11 protein-coding genes are annotated in these 17,263 nt (G+C 70.3%); 6 read left to right on the forward strand and 5 right to left on the reverse strand.

Annotated elements, in window-relative coordinates:
• The first annotated feature begins 221 nt into the window (after window positions 1-221).
• Genes purM through BLU02_RS12000 form a run of 3 tightly spaced genes read left to right on the forward strand, consistent with a single transcriptional unit; the run spans window position 222 to window position 4,135 of the window.
• Window positions 222-1,334, forward strand: coding sequence for a phosphoribosylformylglycinamidine cyclo-ligase (purM, locus tag BLU02_RS11990; RefSeq protein WP_060923339.1), 1,113 nt, complete (start codon window positions 222-224; stop codon window positions 1,332-1,334).
• Between the two features lie 6 nt (window positions 1,335-1,340).
• Window positions 1,341-2,813, forward strand: a complete 1,473-nt coding sequence (gene purF, locus BLU02_RS11995; RefSeq protein WP_025104714.1) for an amidophosphoribosyltransferase — start codon at window positions 1,341-1,343, stop codon at window positions 2,811-2,813.
• Window positions 2,813-4,135: an MFS transporter gene (locus BLU02_RS12000; protein ID WP_060923338.1), complete on the forward strand. Its 1,323-nt coding sequence runs from the start codon at window positions 2,813-2,815 to the stop codon at window positions 4,133-4,135. Before purF ends, BLU02_RS12000 begins: the two co-directional genes overlap by 1 nt.
• Before the next feature lie 9 nt (window positions 4,136-4,144).
• On the opposite strand, the gene BLU02_RS12005 is transcribed toward BLU02_RS12000, so the two are convergent.
• Window positions 4,145-5,179 carry a LacI family DNA-binding transcriptional regulator gene (locus tag BLU02_RS12005; protein WP_060923337.1) on the reverse strand — a complete coding sequence of 345 codons (1,035 nt, stop codon included), beginning with the start codon at window positions 5,177-5,179 and terminating at the stop codon, window positions 4,145-4,147.
• A 93-nt stretch (window positions 5,180-5,272) separates the two neighbouring features.
• On the opposite strand from BLU02_RS12005, the gene BLU02_RS12010 reads away from it, so the two are divergent.
• Together BLU02_RS12010 and BLU02_RS12015 are read left to right on the forward strand one after the other, a co-directional pair.
• Window positions 5,273-7,090 (forward strand): glycoside hydrolase family 35 protein, encoded by a 1,818-nt coding sequence (locus BLU02_RS12010; protein WP_083370993.1) that lies wholly within the window; start codon window positions 5,273-5,275, stop codon window positions 7,088-7,090.
• A gap of 185 nt (window positions 7,091-7,275) precedes the next feature.
• A complete protein-coding gene (locus BLU02_RS12015; protein ID WP_083371083.1) occupies window positions 7,276-12,459 on the forward strand; it encodes an endo-alpha-N-acetylgalactosaminidase family protein in 5,184 nt (1,727 codons plus the stop codon).
• Window positions 12,460-12,755: 296 nt separating this feature from the next.
• Here BLU02_RS12015 and BLU02_RS12020 read toward each other — a convergent pair whose 3' ends face one another.
• From BLU02_RS12020 to BLU02_RS12035, 4 genes are all read right to left on the reverse strand, one after another.
• Window positions 12,756-13,676 (reverse strand): carbohydrate ABC transporter permease, encoded by a 921-nt coding sequence (locus tag BLU02_RS12020; RefSeq protein ID WP_060922297.1) that lies wholly within the window; start codon window positions 13,674-13,676, stop codon window positions 12,756-12,758.
• Window positions 13,673-14,647, reverse strand: a complete 975-nt coding sequence (locus BLU02_RS12025; protein ID WP_082750061.1) for a carbohydrate ABC transporter permease — start codon at window positions 14,645-14,647, stop codon at window positions 13,673-13,675. Before BLU02_RS12025 ends, BLU02_RS12020 begins: the two co-directional genes overlap by 4 nt.
• Before the next feature lie 89 nt (window positions 14,648-14,736).
• Complete coding sequence (locus tag BLU02_RS12030; protein ID WP_060922299.1) at window positions 14,737-16,050, reverse strand: ABC transporter substrate-binding protein; 1,314 nt, start codon at window positions 16,048-16,050, stop codon at window positions 14,737-14,739.
• A gap of 290 nt (window positions 16,051-16,340) precedes the next feature.
• The gene (locus BLU02_RS12035; protein ID WP_025104705.1) at window positions 16,341-16,532 is read right to left on the reverse strand and encodes a DUF3073 domain-containing protein; all 192 of its coding nucleotides are present in this window, start codon (window positions 16,530-16,532) and stop codon (window positions 16,341-16,343) included.
• A 149-nt stretch (window positions 16,533-16,681) separates the two neighbouring features.
• Between BLU02_RS12035 and BLU02_RS12040 the strand changes: the two genes are divergently transcribed.
• Window positions 16,682-17,224, forward strand: coding sequence for a universal stress protein (locus BLU02_RS12040; RefSeq protein ID WP_060922300.1), 543 nt, complete (start codon window positions 16,682-16,684; stop codon window positions 17,222-17,224).
• The last annotated feature ends 39 nt before the right edge of the window (window positions 17,225-17,263 follow it).

Consider the following 17,263-nt stretch of genomic DNA (forward strand, 5'->3'; position numbering starts at 1 on the left):
CTCCTGCGTCGTCGCTCCGTTCTCTTCTCCTGTATGCGCACAGTCACCTCTCCTGTTCTTTCCGCGACATCCGGTCGTCGAGCCCGCCCGATTCGCCGACAGACTCTCACATGTGCGGATGATTACGCTACAGATGAGGACGTTTCGGTATCGCGCGATCCGCCCTGCACTCGAAGAGGGCCGCGAGCCGACGGGGCGCCCGCGGGCGGTAGGCTGTTCGAGTGGCTGCCTCCCCCACCAACCCCTATTCCGAAGCCGGCGTCGACACCGCAGCGGGTGACCTCGCCGTCGAACTGATGAAGTCGTCCGTGCGCGCGACGCACGGCCCCGAGGTGCTCGGCGGTGTCGGCGGTTTCGCCGGTCTGTTCGACGCCAGCGCCCTGCGCGACTTCCGGCGTCCGCTGCTCGCGACCAGCACCGACGGCGTCGGCACCAAGGTCGCCATCGCGCAGGCCATCGACAAGCACGACACGATCGGCCAGGACCTCGTCGGCATGGTCGTCGACGACATCGTCGTGGTGGGCGCGAAGCCGCTGTTCATGACCGACTACATCGCCTGCGGCAAGGTCGTTCCCCAGCGGATCGCGGACATCGTGCGCGGTATCGCCGAGGCGTGCGCCGCGACGGGCACCGCGCTCGTCGGCGGCGAGACGGCGGAGCACCCCGGTCTCCTGGGCCCTCGCGACTACGACGTCGCCGGCGCGGCGACGGGTGTGGTCGAGGCCGATGCCATCCTCGGCGCGGAGCGTGTGCAGGACGGTGATGCGGTCATCGCGGTCGCCTCCAGCGGCCTGCACTCCAACGGCTACTCGCTCGTGCGGCACATCATCACCCGTGCCGGGATCTCCTACGGCGACAACGCCGAGGACTTCGGCTCGACGTGGGGCGAGGCTCTGCTCGAGCCCACGCGCCTCTACACGCTGCCGCTGCTGCGCCTGATCGAGGCCTCCGGCGGCGTCCACGCGCTGAGCCACGTCACCGGCGGCGGCATCGCCGCCAACCTTGCGCGCGTGCTCCCCCGGGGAAGCTGGGTCGAGGTCGACCGCAGCACCTGGTCGCCGAGCCCGGTGTTCCGCGTGCTGAGCGACATCGCCGGTTCCACGCTGGAGTCCGCCGAGGGCACCTGGAACCTCGGCATCGGCTTCCTCGCCGTGGTGGCGGCGGACAGGAAGGACGCCGCGATCGCGGCGCTGAACGCCGAGGGCATGCCCTCCTGGCAGGTCGGCACGGTGGGCTTCGGCCCGCGTCCGGCCGGCGAATTCGAACAGGGCGCCAAGGGCGTCGATGGTGGAGCAGTGCGCCTCGTCGGCGCCTACGCGGACGGAGCGAAGTAAGAGCCCATGTGCGGCATCGTCGGAATGGTGGGCTCTGCCCCGGTCAATCAGGACATCTACGACGCCCTCCTGCTGCTGCAGCATCGCGGGCAGGACGCGACGGGCATCGCCACCGCCGAGGCGAACGGCGTCATGCACAACGCCAAGGCCCAGGGGATGGTGCGCGAGGCGTTCCGCACCCGCGACATGCGCGGACTGCTGGGCAACGTCGGTCTCGGCCACGTCCGCTACGCCACCAAGGGCACCGCGTCCAGTGAAGAGGAGATGCAGCCGTTCTATGTGAACGCGCCCTACGGCATCATCCTCATCCACAACGGCAACCTCACGAACACGCGTGAGCTCGCCGCCGACATGGCGCAGCGCGACCGCCGGCACCTGAACTCGTCGAGCGACACCGAGCTGCTGCTCAACGTGCTCGCCGGTGAGCTGCAGGCCACGACCTCCACGGTCGACCTCGACCCGGACCGGATCTTCGAGGCCGTCGCCCGCACGCATGACCGCATCGAGGGCGCGTACGCGGTGATCGCCGTCATCGCCAACTACGGCCTGCTCGCGTTCCGCGATCCGTTCGGCATCCGTCCGCTGATCCTGGGCCGCCGCCCGTCCACGGTCCCCGGAGCCGAGGGCAAGGACGAGTGGGTCGTGGCGAGCGAGTCCCTCGTGCTGGAGAACGGCGACTACGAGGTCGTGCGCGAGGTCGAGCCCGGCGAGGCCGTGTTCATCACGAACGAGGGCGAGCTGTTCACGAAGCAGTGCGCCACCGAGACGCACCTCGCGCCCTGCGCCTTCGAGTACGTCTACCTCGCTCGTCCGGACTCCGTCATGAACGGCATCTCGGTGTACGAGTCCCGCCTGCGGATGGGCGACAAGCTCGCCGACACGATCGCGAAGCACGTCCCGATGGACAAGATCGACGTGGTCATGCCGATCCCCGACTCGTCCCGTCCCGCGGCCATGGAGGTCGCCCGCAAGCTCGGCATCGAGTACCGCGAGGGCTTCTACAAGAACCGCTACGTCGGCCGCACCTTCATCATGCCGGGGCAGGCGGTGCGCAAGAAGAGCGTCCGTCAGAAGCTCAACGCCATGTCGACGGAGTTCCAGGGCAAGAACGTGCTGCTGATCGACGACTCCATCGTGCGGGGCACCACCTCGAAGGAGATCATCCAGATGGCCCGGGATGCCGGAGCCGCCTCGGTGACCTTCGCCTCCGCCGCCCCGCCCGTCCGACACCCGCACGTGTACGGCATCAACATGCCCTCGCGGCACGAGCTCATCGCCCACGGCCGCACGATCCCCGAGATCGCGGAGGAGCTGGGCTGCGACCACCTCGTGTACCAGGAGGTCGACGACCTGAAGGCCGCGATCACCGAGGGTTCCGTACTGGAAGACCTCGACATGAGCTGCTTCGACGGCCGCTACGTCACCGGCACCGTCACCGACGAGTACCTCGCCTGGGTGGAGGGGTCGCAGACCTCTTGATGTCCGGGTCCCTGAGCTCGCCGCAGGGCCGACCCCTCTGGCAGGGGCGCGCCCTCGCGTTGATCGGGATCGTGCTGGTCGCGTTCTCGCTGCGGTCGGCCGTCGCCTCGCTCTCTCCGGTCCTCGACCACGTCGCCCAGGACTTCCCGGTGGCCCCCGTGATCGTGGGGCTGATCGGTGCGGCTCCACCCGTCTGCTTCGCGCTGTTCGGGCTGCTGACCCCGCTGTTCGAGCGCCGGTTCGGGCTGGAGCGGATGGCAGTGGTGGCCATCGTGCTGATGGCGGCGGGCATGCTGCTGCGCGGCCTCGCCCCCGACTCGTGGAGTCTGCTCGCCGCGACCGCGGTCGTGTTCGCCGGCGTGGGGTCGGGCAACGTCCTGCTGCCACCGCTGGTCAAGAAGTACTTCGCCGACCGGCTCGGCGTCATGATGACCGCGTACTCCACGACGCTCGCGGTCTCGACCTTCCTCCCGCCGCTGGTCGCCGTCCCCGTCGCCGACTCGCTCGGCTGGCGGATCTCGCTCGGCATGTGGGGCGTGGTGGCCGCCCTCGCGCTCGTGCCCTGGGTGACGCTGCTGGTGCGCTCCCGCGGCGACGAGCGCGCGGTGCCGACGGAACTCCTGGTTCCTGACCCCACCGACGGCGTGGACGATGTGCGCGACGCGGTCGCCGCCTCGACCGGGCCGATCACGACGCAGTCGGCGAACCCCCGCGTCTTCGGCCGGCTCTGGCGGCTGCCGTTGGCGTGGGCGCTCGCCCTCGTGTTCGGCACGTCGTCGACCATGGCCTATGTCGCCTTCGCCTGGCTGCCCACCATCCTCGTCGACCTCGGTGGCGTGACCCCGGCGACCGCCGGCTTCCTGCTCTCGCTGTTCGCTCTCGTCGGGCTGCCCTGCTCCATGCTCGTGCCGGTGCTCGTCGTGCGGTTCCAGGCCACCCGCCCGCTCTTCTTCGTGGCCGTGGTCGCCGGTCTCGTCGGGCTCGGCGGCCTGCTGCTCTTCCCGACCGTCGCGCTGCCGCTGTGGGTCGCGATCTTCGGGCTCACCGCGATCATGTTCCCGCTGAGCCTCGTGCTCCTGAGCATCCGCGCCCGTACGCCGGAGAGCGCCGTCGCCCTCAGCGGCTTCGTGCAGAGCATCGGCTACGCGATCGCGGCGGTGTTCCCGCTCCTCGTCGGGCTCCTCCACGACACCAGCGGAGGGTGGCAGGTGCCGCTTCTCGTGGTGGCCGGGGTGCTGGTCGTCTCGGTGCCGGCGGGGATCATCGCGGGTCGCCGCCGCACGATCGAGGACGAGTGGGAGCGCCGCCACGGCCGCTGGTGACGATCGCCGTCAGCGCGCGACCCGCGGTGGGGCGGTCGAAGAGCGCACGATGAGCTGCGGGTCGGTGGAGGGCATCTCGCCGACCGGGTCGTGGCCCTCGATCTGGGTGATGAGCCGTAGCGCGGCGGCGCGGCCCATGGCCTCGAACGGCTGACGGACGGTGGTCAGGGCGGGGGAGGCGTAGGCGGCGAGGGCGATGTCGTCGACACTCACGACGGAGATGTCCTCCGGCACGCTGCGCCCCGCCTCGTGCAGGGCGCGGATGAGGCCGAACGCCATCTCGTCGCTGCTGACGAAGACCGCGGTCGCCTCGGGGATCGCGGCGATCGTGCGGCCTGCCCGGTACCCGGACTCCGGGGTCCAGTCCGCCGGGATCACGGGCGGCGGGACGATGCCGCGCTCGCGGAGCGTCTGCTCCCAGGCCTCGCTGCGCTGCTGCGTCTCCGTCCAGTAGTCGTCGCCGGAGACATGCCACACGGTCTCGTGGCCGAGGTCGAGGAGATGCTCCACGGCGAGGCGGGCGATCGCGCGCTGGTCGACCGCGAGCGGGGCGTCCTCCTCGAGGGAGGTGCGCTCACTCCGGGTGGCGGGCGTCCGTTCGGTACGCGCCCGCATCGCCGGCGTGTCCAGGGCGATCGGAACACCGAGGATGATGCCCTCCGCGCCCTGCCGCTCCAGGCGATCGAAGGCCTCGAGGAACGCGTCGTCCGAGGCGTGGTCGGCCACCGCCGCCGTGGTCACGGTGTAGCCGTTCGCCGCCGCGGCTTGCTGGATGCCGACGCCGAGCGCGGCGGAGGAGTAGCGATCGGTCGAGACCACGATCACGCCGAGCACACGGGTGCGGCCCGAGGCGAGCGACGCGGCGGCGGCGTGCACCCGGTAGCCGAGTTCCTCGACCGCGGCGAGAACCCGTCGTGCGGTCTCCGGGCGGACGTTGTCCTGTCCCGACATCACGCGCGAGACGGTCTGGGTGGAGACGCCGGCGAGGCGGGCGACGTCGACCTGGCTGGGGGCGCGGTCGTCTTTCGGACGGCGAGGGGACATGCCCCAATGGTAGCGATCCATCGGCGGAAAACCAGGGAGCGCGGACATCGGCGATGCGATAATGTGAACGCAAACAATTCAGCTGGGAGTGCAATGTCCGACCTTCTCGCCGCGGCTTCCGACGGCTTCTCCACCGCCGTCGCCGCGCCGACAGACGCCGCTGCCCCCGGCGCCCCCGCCCTGTCCTGGCGCGACGGGGAGATCCTCCGCGACGGTGCGCCGCACCGCATCCTGTCGGGCTCGATCCACTATTTCCGCGTGCACCCGGACCAGTGGGAGGACCGCCTGCGCCGGCTCGCCGCGATGGGCGCGAACACGGTCGACACCTACGTCGCCTGGAACTTCCACGAGCGGGTCGAGGGGGACATCCGTTTCGACGGCTGGCGGGACGTCGAGCGCTTCGTGCGGCTGGCCGGCGAGGTCGGCCTCGACGTCTTCCTCCGGCCGAGCCCCTATATCTGCGCGGAGTGGTCGAACGGCGGGCTGCCCTTCTGGCTCACCGGCCGGGTCTCGGCCCTGCGCACGAGCGATCCCGCATTCCTCGCCGCCGTCGACGCCTGGTACGACGCGCTGCTCCCGCGGCTCGTGCCCCTGCAGGCGGCGTACGGCGGGCCGATCGTGGCGATCCAGGTCGAGAACGAGTACGGATCGTTCGGCAGCGACGCCGCCTACCTCGCCCACCTCCGTGACGGACTCCGGCGACGGGGCATGGTGGAGATGCTGACGACGGCGGACGGGATCACCCCGGACATGATCGCGCACGGGAGCGTGCCGGGCGCGATGACGACGTTCACGTTCGGCACCGGGGTGCCGGTGGCGGCCTCGCTGCGTCGGCACGGGGAGGCGCTCATGTGCAGCGAGCTCTGGGGCGGCTGGTTCGACCACTGGGGGGAGCGGCACCATGTGCGGTCGGCGGACAGCATGGGCGGGACGATCCGCGACCTCCTCGACGAGGGCGGCTCGGTCAGCCTCTACATGGCGCACGGGGGCACCAACTTCGGCCTGTGGAACGGCGCGAACCACGACCTCGTGCTGCAGCCCACGGTGACGAGCTACGACTCCGACGCCCCGATCGGCGAGGACGGCACGCTCGGGGAGAAGTTCCATGCGCTTCGCGCGCTCTTCGCTCCCTTCCACGCGGACGCGCTGCCGCCGGTCCCCGACCAGCCGCGGCGGCAGTCCGCGGCCTCCGCGCCTCTGGAGCCGCGGGCGGGTCTGCTCGACGTGGTCCGGGCGACCCCTGCGGCGGGCGCGCTCTCGCCCCGTCCACTCACCTTCGAGCAGCTCGGGGCGGAGGACGGTCTCGTGGCCTATGAGGCCGACGTGTCGTTCCCCGAGGAGGCGACACTGACCATCGACGGCCTGCATGATCGCGCGGTCGTCTTCCTCGACGACCGCCGCCTCGGTGTGCTCGAACGGGACGGCGAGACGTCTCTCGCTCTGCCCGTGGACGGCGGCTCCGGTCGGCTGACGCTCGTCGTCGAGAGCCTCGGACGCATCAACTACGGGCCGTACACCGGCGAGGGCAAGGGCATCATGCGCGGGGTGATGATCGGCCGCCGCCTTGTGAACGGCTGGACGCATCGCCTCCTGCCGCAGACGGCACCGGCGGCGGACGCCGCCGGGTCGGGCGTAGCGGACGGCCTCGCCGTCGCCGGGTTCGATGTCGATGAACCGCTGGACGCGTGGCTCGCCTTCCCCGGTGGCGGCAAGGGCATGGTGTGGCTGAACGGATTCCTGCTCGGACGTTACTGGAGCGTGGGGCCGCAGGAGACGCTCTACGCCCCCGCGCCGCTGTGGCGCGCCGGGCGCAACGAGATCGTGGTGCTCGACACCGACGGCCTCGGGGCGACGGTGGAGATCCGGGAGGCGCCGTCCTTCGGGGAGACCGAGGAGTTCATCGGCTCCTGAGCCGCACACGGGCCGCGGGTGGTGACCTTCGGCCAATGTTTGCGCATACTTCGCGCTCGACGCTTGTCTTAAGCCACCGCGTCGCTCTACGGTGATAGCGCAAACATGGGTTTCGATCCATGATCCACCTGCGGCGCATCGGGGCGTCCTTTCCTCCGGCCGTCGCACCGTTCGAGAGGCAAGACGTGTCGACATCTTCCCGACCGCCGCGCACCGCCGTCGCCGTCAGCTCCCTGCTGGCGACGGCCCTCGCGCTCGGCGGAGCGCTCCTCCCCGCGACCGCGGCGCAGGCCGCCGATCTCGTCCCCGTCCCGCACGCGGACTACCGACTGCACGCGGTGTCCAGCGAAGCCGATCCGTATCCGGCGCCGCCTTCGCTCGACGGCACGGCTCTCGGTGCCTTCGACGGCGACTACGCGACGCAGTGGACGTCGAGGTACTCGGCCAACGCCCCTTTCCCGCACTGGATCTCCCTCGATCTGCAGCGGTCCCTCTCGGTGAAGGCGCTGGACTATTCGGTCAAGCGCGGGCAGAGCGTCGCGGCGAAGACCGTCGAGGTGTACGTCACGGACGACGCGGACGCCGCGCGCACCTCGCCGGCCGACGGGGGATGGGGCGCCGCCGCGGCGGCCGCGACGCTGCACGCGCCCACCGCGAACGACGAGAAGCAGCGCATCACTCTGGACACCGCGAAGGACGGCCGGTACGTCGCCCTCCTCATCATCGATGCGCAGGGCACCACGGGCGGCGGCGCCGGCGAGATCCAGGTGCTCTCCGACGAGGAGCTCCCGCCGATCGTGACCGAGCCGGAGACGCCGGAGCAGCCGGAGCCCGGGGACACCGTCGAGATCGCCGCGGGCGGCACCACGGCCACCGTCTCCTCCGCGTTCCCGCAGATCCTCGGCTACCGCGTGGGCGATGAGCGCCTCGGCGGGCAGAAGGGCTCCCCGCGCACCTGGGCGGTCAACGGCACCGCCTATGCGTCGACCACCACCTCCACGGCGACGGCGACCGGCGTCGACTACGTCTCGACCCTGACCGGCATCGACGTCACGGTGCGCAGCAGCATCCGGGTCGCCGCGAACGGCACGGTCGAGTTCGCTGTCACCGGAGTCGACGGCTCCACCGCGGTGAACACCCTGGGGCTCCCCGAGAACGCCTTCCTCTCCGCGACGGCCGCGGACGGCGCCGTCCTCGACCGCACCGTCATCAGCCCGAACAGCACCACGAACGCCGACGAGCACATCGCGGTGGGCGCGACGACGGCCACCGGCACGAAGGGCGCGGCCTTCGCGTTCCTCGGCCACGGGACCCTCGCCGGCAGCGTGATCACGAACGCGACGACGCAGGCCTCCGGCGGCACCGCCTCGTGGAACACCCGGCTCACGACGCGGGTGACCGCGGTCGACGGCCGGACCGCGGAGATCGGCTCGAACACCTGGCTCATCCATCCGACCACCGCCGTCGACAGCCGGGTGACGACCTACGCCCTGCCGAAGGTCACGGTGCTCCTCACCGCCGACCGCAACGGCGACGAGACCGTGGACTGGCAGGACGCCGCGATCCGCTACCGCGAGGTCGATGCCCCGCGCCTCGGTGCCGACCGGGTGGCCGACCGCGTGGTCAGCCGCATCCCGTTCAACTTCGCCTCGAGCGCCACGAACTACTTCGACCTCGTGCTCGACAACACCAAGCGCATCGCGAACCAGACCGACGGCCTCGGGCAGTGGGTGCTCAACAAGGGCTTCGGCAGCGAGGGACACGACTCCGCGAACACCGACTACGGCGGGAACTACAACGAGCGTGCGGGCGGCCTCGCCGACCTCAACCGCCTCGTCGACGAGGGGGCGAAGCTCAACGCCGACATGAGCGTGCACGTCAACGCCACGGAGATCTACCCGCAGGCGGACGCGTTCGACGCGGCGATCCTCGACGGCACCCCGCCCTACAAGCCGGGCTGGAACTGGCTCGACCAGTCGTACTACATCAATCAGCAGACCGACCTCGGCACGGGACGCGTGCTCGACCGCTTCCAGCAGCTGCGGGACGAGGTGCCCGGGCTCAGCGGCGTCTACATCGACGTGTACTACTCCAACGGCTGGGTGGCCGAGGAGCTCGCGGACGAGCTGAACGCCATGGACCTCGAGGTCGCGACCGAGTGGGGCGACAAGTTCGTCGACAGCACGGTCTGGTCGCACTGGCCGAACGACCTCGCCTATGGCGGCAAGGACAACAAGGGCATCAACTCCACCATGGTGCGGTTCATCCAGAACGCGCAGGCGGACGTCTGGAACGACGACGTCCTGCTCGGCCAGCAGCGTCTCGTCGATGCCGAGGGCTGGGTGGGCAACCGCAACTGGGACGGCTTCATCGGCAACATCTGGTCGCAGAGCCTGCCGACGAAGTTCCTGCAGCACTTCGACCTGCAGACGTACGAGGCGGGGGTCGAGGCGACCTTCACCGATGACGTGGCGGTCCGGCTCGACGGCGGCACGCGGGTCGTCACGATGGACGGCGCGACCGTCCTGCGGGGCGACTCCTACCTGCTGCCGTGGCAGTCGCTGGAATCGAGCGCCGAGTCGGGTTCGCCCGTCGACGCGGACAAGATGTACTTCTTCACGGCCTCCGGCGGCGAGAAGACGTTCGGTCTCACGGACGGCTTCCGCGGGAACACGACTTTCGACGTGTTCGCGCTCGGCGACCAGGGCCGCGAGAAGGTGCGCACCGTCACCGCGGTCGACGGGAAGCTGACGCTGTCCGGTGAGAAGGGGACGGCCTACGTCGTCGTGCCCCAGGGCGGGGCGCAGCGGGCGCCGATTGAGTATCACGACGCGGGCCTGACCGATCCCGGGTTCAACTCGGGCGCGCTCGACGGGTGGAACCCCCGGGGCGACGTGACCATCGAGCGCACGGACCTCGGGGCGGCGAAGAACGCCTCGCGGGGCGACAACATCGCGGTGTTCGGCTCGTCCGCCTCCGCGATCTCGCAGACCGTCACCGGCCTCACCCCCGGGGAGCGCTACGCGTTCTCCGCGCAGGTGCAGATCGATCCGACGGCCACGCGGGACGTGAGCCTCGCGGTCGACACCGGGGGCGGCGTCGTGAGCCGCACCTGGAACCTCTCCCCGACGTACAACTACATGCGCGCCGACTCCAAGGCCGGACAGTACTACCAGCGCGGATCGGTGTCGTTCGTCGCCCCGGCCTCCGGCGAGGTGACCGTCTCGGTCTCGGCGGTCGCCGGCGACGCGACGGTACGGATCGACAACGCCAGGGTGATGGCGGATACGACGGCCCCCGCCGCGTCCGGCACCGTGTACTCGAACGACTTCGAGGGCAATCAGCCCGGCTGGGGCCCGTTCGTGAAGGGCGACGCCAACGGCATCGACGACCCGCGCACGAGCATCTCGCGGCGGCACGACCCGTACACGACGAGCGACTGGCGCAACACGGCCAAGCCGTTCGACAGCGGAGCGCTCGCGGGGCTGGCGGTGGACACCACTCTCACCGGCGAGCACTCGCTGATGTCCCACTCCGAGAACTCCGGCGTCGTCTACCGGACCGACCCCACGCTGGTGCCGCTGCAGGCCGGGCACACCTATCGCATCGGGTTCGACTACCAGGCCGGTGCGAGCGGGGCCTACCGCTGGCTGACCGGCACCGACGCCGTGCTCGGCGGGGAGATCTCCTCGACGACCCTGCGTCGCACCCCCGTCGTGCAGGCCCTGGAGACCACCGCGTTCCAGGAGGACGTGATCGTGGGGTGCGGCGACTACACATGGGTCGGTCTGGAGCGCGTCGGCGGCCCGGACGTCGACTTCGTCCTCGACGACTTCACGGTCACCGACCTCGGTCCGACGGAGGGTGGCACCCCGTGCGCCACGGTCTCCGGCGAGGCCGTGACCCTGAGCCCGGGGGCGCAGACACCCTTCACCACGACCTTCACCAACAGCGAGGACATCCTGGCGGAGAACGTCGGTGTGCAGCTCGACCTCCCGGAGGGCTACACCGTCGAGGTCGCAGACGGGTCGTCGAACCTGTTCGCGAAGGTCGCCCCCGGCGAGAGCGTGACGACGGACTGGCTGCTGACGGCACCGGCGTCGGCCGCGGGCTCTCCGGTGAGCATCGGCATCGCAGCCACCTACCTCGTCGACTGCGACGTGCGGACCGTGCAGACCGCGCAGGAGGCGGCTGTCGCCTCCCGTGCCCGCATCCCGAACGCGCAGATCACCGCGACCGCGAGCTCCGAGGAGACCGCTGGTGAGGACGGCGAGGCGGCGAACATGCTCGACGGCAACGCCGGGACGTTCTGGCACAGCCGCTGGAGCAGCGACGCCCCCGGGTATCCGCACGTGCTCACGTTCGATCTCGGGGCGGCGGAGACGGTCGACGGCATCTCCTATCTGCGGCGCGGCGCGAACCAGAACGGCCCCATCAAGGGCTTCCAGGTCGCGGTCTCCGCCGACGGGCAGACCTTCACCGACGTCGCGGCGGGTGAGTGGAAGAACGTCGCGGAGTGGCAGGATGTCGACTTCGACGCGACCACGGCGCGATACGTGCGGGTGACGGCGACCTCGTCGATCTCGGGCACGCCGTTCGCGGCCGTGGCGGAGATGGCGGTGTACGGCACCACCGTCCCGCAGGCGGGGCACGCCCCGGAGAAGCGGCCCGAGGACGACCTCGGGGCCTGTGCTGCGGAGACCGATCCGGCGTTGACGCTCGGCGCGGATTCCGTGCGGGCGGGGGAGACGGTCGAGGCCGTGCTCTCGGGCTTCGCGCCCGACGGCGTCGTCTCGTTCTGGCTCGACGGCGTGCGGCTCGCGGACGCGACGGTCGATGCGCGCGGCGCGCTGACCACCCGCGTGCTCATCCCCGCGGATGCGACGGTCGGGAAGCACCGCTTCCTCGTCAAGGACGCCTCCGGCGCGGAGGTGGCCGGCGCCGCCCTCACAGTCAAGAAGGCGAAGCCTGCGAAGAAAGCCGTCCTCACCCCGTCGGTCGGCACCGCGGCGGCAGGAGACTCCCTCCGCGTGCAGCTCCGCGGCTTCGACCCCGAGGCGGTCGTGCAGCTCTGGCTCCACTCGGAGCCGGTCCGCGTGGGGGAGGTGACGATCGCCGCCGACGGCAGCGCGGTCGCGACCGTCCTCATCCCGGCGGGCACGCCCGCGGGTGCCCATGCGCTCGTTGCGACGGACGCCGAGGGCGCCGAGCTGGCCCGTGCGGATCTCGCGGTCACCGCGGCCGCGACCGCCGCGGGCGGGGCGCTGGCCACGACCGGCGCGGAGGGGATGACCTGGCTGGCGGTGGCTGTCGGGGCTCTCGCGCTGAGCGCCCTCGGCGCGGGGCTCTGGCGGCGGCGACGCAGCTGAGTCCGTCTGCGCACAAAGAGGCCCGGGGTTCGCCCCGGGCCTCTTCTGCACGCGGCGGGGAGTTTGCCGGTTCTCCACGGGTCGCAGTTCCGGGGCGGGAGAGCATGTCCCGGTGCACGAGGGGCGCGCCGGGCGGTGACCGTCGTCGACGCCTCGATCGTCGTCGACCTGGTCTGCACCGGAACGTCGACCGGTGTCCTGGGGTCGTGGCTGGAGGACGAGTTTCTGCTGCCCGCTCCTCACGCACGACCGGAGGCTCGCGCGGGCGGCCTCCGGTCTGTGTGCGGTCGAGGTGCCTAGCCCTTGACGGCGCCGGCGGCGAGACCGGAGCGCCAGTACTTCTGCAGCGTGAAGAACAGGGCGATGAGCGGGATCACGCCGAGCAGTGCCCCGAGCATGACGGCGCCCTTGTCGGGGGAGAAGTAGCTCATCATGCCGTAGAGGCCGAGCGTGACCGGCTTGAGGTCGGGGCTGGAGATCATCATGAGCGGGAGGAGGAAGTTGTTCCACGTGGCCACGAAGATGAACAGGAAGATCGTCACCATCGCGGGGCCGAGCAGCCGCAGCACGATCGTGAAGAAGATCCGGGCCTCACCGGCGCCGTCGATGCGGGCGGCCTCCAGCAGCTCCGTCGGCACCGAGGACTGCGCGTAGACCATGCCGAGGAAGACGCCGAACGGCGAGACCGCCGAGGGGATGATGATCGCCCACACCGTGTTCGTGAGGCCGAGCGCCTGGAACTCGATGTACAGCGGCACCGTGAGCAGGGCGACGGGCAGGAGGAGCCCCGCCATGATGATGCCGACCGCGAGCTTCTTCCCGGGGAAGGCGAACTTGGCGATCGCGTAGCCGGCCATCACGGCGAACAGCGTGCCGATGACCCCGGCGCTGAGCGAGTAGAACAGGGAGTTGCCGACCCAGCGCCAGAACAGCCCCTGCGTCCAGCCCATGAGGCTGTCGTAGTTGGCAGCGAGGTTCGGCTCGGCGAACCAGAAGCCGAACGTCGACGTGAGGTCGGTGTTGTTCTTCGTCGAGGCGACCACGAGCCAGAACACCGGTACGAGGAAGTACAAGGTGGCGACGACGAGGGCGATGATGCCGAACGTGCGCGCGGCGGGGCCGGGGGCGATCGAAGGAGGAGGGGCGTCCGCCGCCTGCGGCCTGCGGGAGCGCCGCTTCGTCGGCGGAGCCACGGTGACGAGTCGTGTGGTGGTCATGCGTCGCCCTTCCGCCGCTGGAGCAGTGCGTACACGATCGCGAGCACACCCGCGATGCCGGCCATGAGCAGCGAGTACGCCGACGCCGGACCGCTGCCCGACGGCGACAGCTCGCCCATCATCGTGTTGTAGGTGAGCATCATCGGCGTGAAGTCCTTGCCCATCCAGGAGTTCGCAGCCTCCAGGATGACCGGCTCGTTGAACAGCTGGATCGTGCCGATGATCGACAGCAGCACGGCCAGCAGCGCGGCACCGCGTACGAGCGGCACTTTGATGCGGGTCGCGATCTGGGATCCCGTCGCGCCGTCCAGGCGGGCGGCCTCGTAGAGGTCGCGCGGGATGGCCTGCAGGGCGCTCAGGAAGATGAGCATGTTGTAGCCCGTGTACGTCCACGTCGTCATGTTCGCCATCGAGAAGAGGATCGTCTGCGGCGACATGAGGTCGGTCCCCTCCGGCAGATACGGCAGGAAGGGCGACACCTCGGGCGTGTAGAGGTAGAGCCACATCATCGCCGCGATGATGCCGGGGACCGCGTACGGGAGGAAGAAGGCGAGGCGGAACAGCGCGGGGCGGCGCACTATGAACGAGTCCAGCAGCAGGGCCAGGGCGAGGGCCGCGATGATCATCACCGGGATCTGGAACGCCGCGTAGAGCACGACCCGTCCCATGCCGGCCCAGAAGGCGCCGTCGGTCGCTGCCGCGGCGAAATTGTCGAGGCCGACGAAGGTGTCGACGAGCTCACCGCCGCCGTACAGGCCGCCGCCGGCGGGTACCTGGGCGAAGAACGACGACCGGACCGACACGATGATCGGGATGAGGAAGACGACGGCGAACAGCAGCGCGAACGGCGCCATGAACAGCCACCCGGTCAGGCCCTCTCTTCGGATCCGCGATCGACGGGTCGACGGGGCGACGGGACGGCGCGCGGGAGGGAGCGGCGCCGCTGCCCTCGTCTCGGTCACTGTGGCCATGATGTGCCTCTCGCTCTCACGACGACGGCGGAGTGCACGATCGCCCGTGCACTCCGCCGTCGTTCATCCGATGATGCCGTCCGGTCCCGTCATTCCGCGACCGGAAGGCCGAGGTCCTTCAGCGACGCGACGGCGGTGTCCTGCGCCGTCGTGAAGATGTCGGCGACAGTGGCGGTGCCGGCGGCGGCCGCGGCGGCCGTCTCGTTCATGTTCGCCAGCGTCGAGAAGCCGGGGGCGTAGGGGAAGTCGGGGTTGAGGTTCTCGGTGGCGGTGCCGAGCTCGGCGAGCACATCCTGACCGCCGAACTGACGCAGCATCTTCTCAGGCGTCTCCACCTCGCCCTTCGCGGCGACGACGAGGCCCTGGGAGGCGAGGTCGTCGACCTGCGTGTTGAACCAGTCGTTGAACTCCATGGCGGCCTCGGGGTTCTCGCAGCCCTTCATGACCGAGACGCCGGAGCCGCCGTCGGGGCCGGTCATCGCCCCGGCGCCGAAGTCGGGGAGCTGGGCGACGCGCCACTGCCCCTCGGCCGGGGTGCCGTCCAGGGAGTCGAGGAGGAATCCGGCCTCCCACGCCGCTCCGACGTGGCCGATGAGGCTGCCGTTGTTCAGCGCCGCCGTGAAGCCCTCACCCCAACGCTCGGTCGCGAGCGTCTGCTTGCCGTCGAGCAGGCCCTGCCAGAAGGCGGCGACCCGCTCGGAGCCCGCACCCTCGGCGTCCACCTTCCACTCCTCGCCCTCCGTGGAGAACCAGGTGTCTCCGGCGGCGGCAGCCTGTCCGGAGAGCCAGTTCTGCGCCTCGTCCGGGGTGAAGGCGGTGACGAACTTGCCGGCGGCGGCGGCCGTGGCGGAGGCGGCGGTCAGGTCGTCGAGCGTCGCCGGGGCGTCGAGGCCGAGCGCCTCGAACTCCGCGGTGTTGTAGAAGTAGACGAGGGGTCCGGTGTCCTGCGGGAGGCCCACGATGGCGTCGCCGACCCGCATGCCGCTGAACGCTCCGGCCGAGTAGTGGTCCTCGTACTTCTCGGCCTCCGCGGCGACGTCCTCCAGCAGCCCCTTCACGTAGAGCTGGGGCACCTCGGAGTATCCGGTCTGCGCGAGGCAGGAACCGTTCCCGGCCTTGATGTCGGTCTCGAGCTTGAGGATCATGTCGCTGGCCTTGCCGTCGAACTTCGTGGCCTTGACCTGGATGTCGGGATGCTCCTCGTTCCAGCGGTCGACGATCTCCGCGACCGTGGTCATGCCCTCGCCGTCGGGGAGGCGGTGCATGTACTCGATGGTGACGGGCTCACCGCCGGCGTCGCCGCCCCCGGAGGCGGCCGGGGCGCAGGCCGCGAGTCCGAACGCCGACACCGCGCCGAGGGCGACGACCGCGGCGACGCGGGGGGTGCGTGAGGTGGGTGCCATGCTGTTCTCCTCTTTGAGGTCATGTTCCTGCGGATCGCCCGAAGCGGGGACGCGGCGAGGGTGCGCCGTCGATCACATGCACATCAAATCAGAAAATGTTTGCGCTCACAAGACGTGGATCAGCGGTATGGCGACGCACTCGGCTCGCGTCGAGGGAGCGCTGACATGCCGGAGGCATCGGGTTCCGGACGGTAGGCGTGATCACGGCAGCGCGCGACGCCGCCCGCCCGCAGCCGCCCGGGAACGACGAAACACCCGCACGAGCCGTGCGGGTGTTTCGAACCGAGGGGCTACGCCTTCTCTAGTTCGTCTTCGTCTTCGTCCGCGTACTCGTCGGCCCACTTGTCGACGTAGGCGTCTTCGTCGGAGTCGCTCGAATGCGCGAGCTCGCGCTCCAGCGCCGAGTAGTTCACCGACGGACTGTACGCCTTGAGTTCGCGGGCGATCTTGGTGTGCTTCGCCTTCTGACGGCCACGGCCCATGCCTGAGACCCCCTCACGAGTTAAGCTGCGGGCAGACGGGCGCCCGAGTCATTCACGACACCGGCTCGAGGCCGGTAAGAGTAGCATTCAGGATAGCACGCGGGGAACAGACCCTGGCCGCGGCCAGGCCGGCGAAGGGAGCGATCTCCATGACCGACAGCACCTCCACTCCGTCCGACGAGGCCACGCAGAACGCCGCTCTGCAGAAGGCCGTGATCGTCGGGATGCAGCTCGACCAGGACCCGCACGTTCTCGATGAGGCCGTCCGCTTCGCCCGGCTGCTGAACGCACCGCTCGTGGTGGCCCACGTCGACATCACGCGCTTCGTCACCTACGAGGATCCGGACGGCTACGTGCACTCCGCTCCCATCGACATCAACTTCGACGCGGGGGCTGCCGAGTTCGAGGCCGTCGAGGCGGCAGCGGCCACGGTGCTCGACGGCAAGGGCGTCACCTGGACGGCACGTCAGCTCGTCGGCGACCCGGCGCTGGCCATCAAGCAGCTCGCGAACAAGCTCGACGCGCAGCTCATCGTCGTCGGTACCCGCAAGCGCGGTATCGGTGAATCCATCCGGGAGTTCTTCACCGGCTCGGTCGCCGCGCGCCTCGCCCATCGCCAGCACCGCTCCGTGCTCGTCGTCCCCCTGGGGGAGTCCGTGCCGGACGAGCAGAAGGAGATCTGGCCGGAGTGATCCGCACACGACGAGGCCCCGCCGACGGATGTCGACGGG

The sequence above is a fragment of the Microbacterium paraoxydans genome (assembly GCF_900105335.1).
In the GTDB taxonomy this organism is placed as follows: Bacteria; Actinomycetota; Actinomycetes; order Actinomycetales; family Microbacteriaceae; genus Microbacterium; species Microbacterium paraoxydans.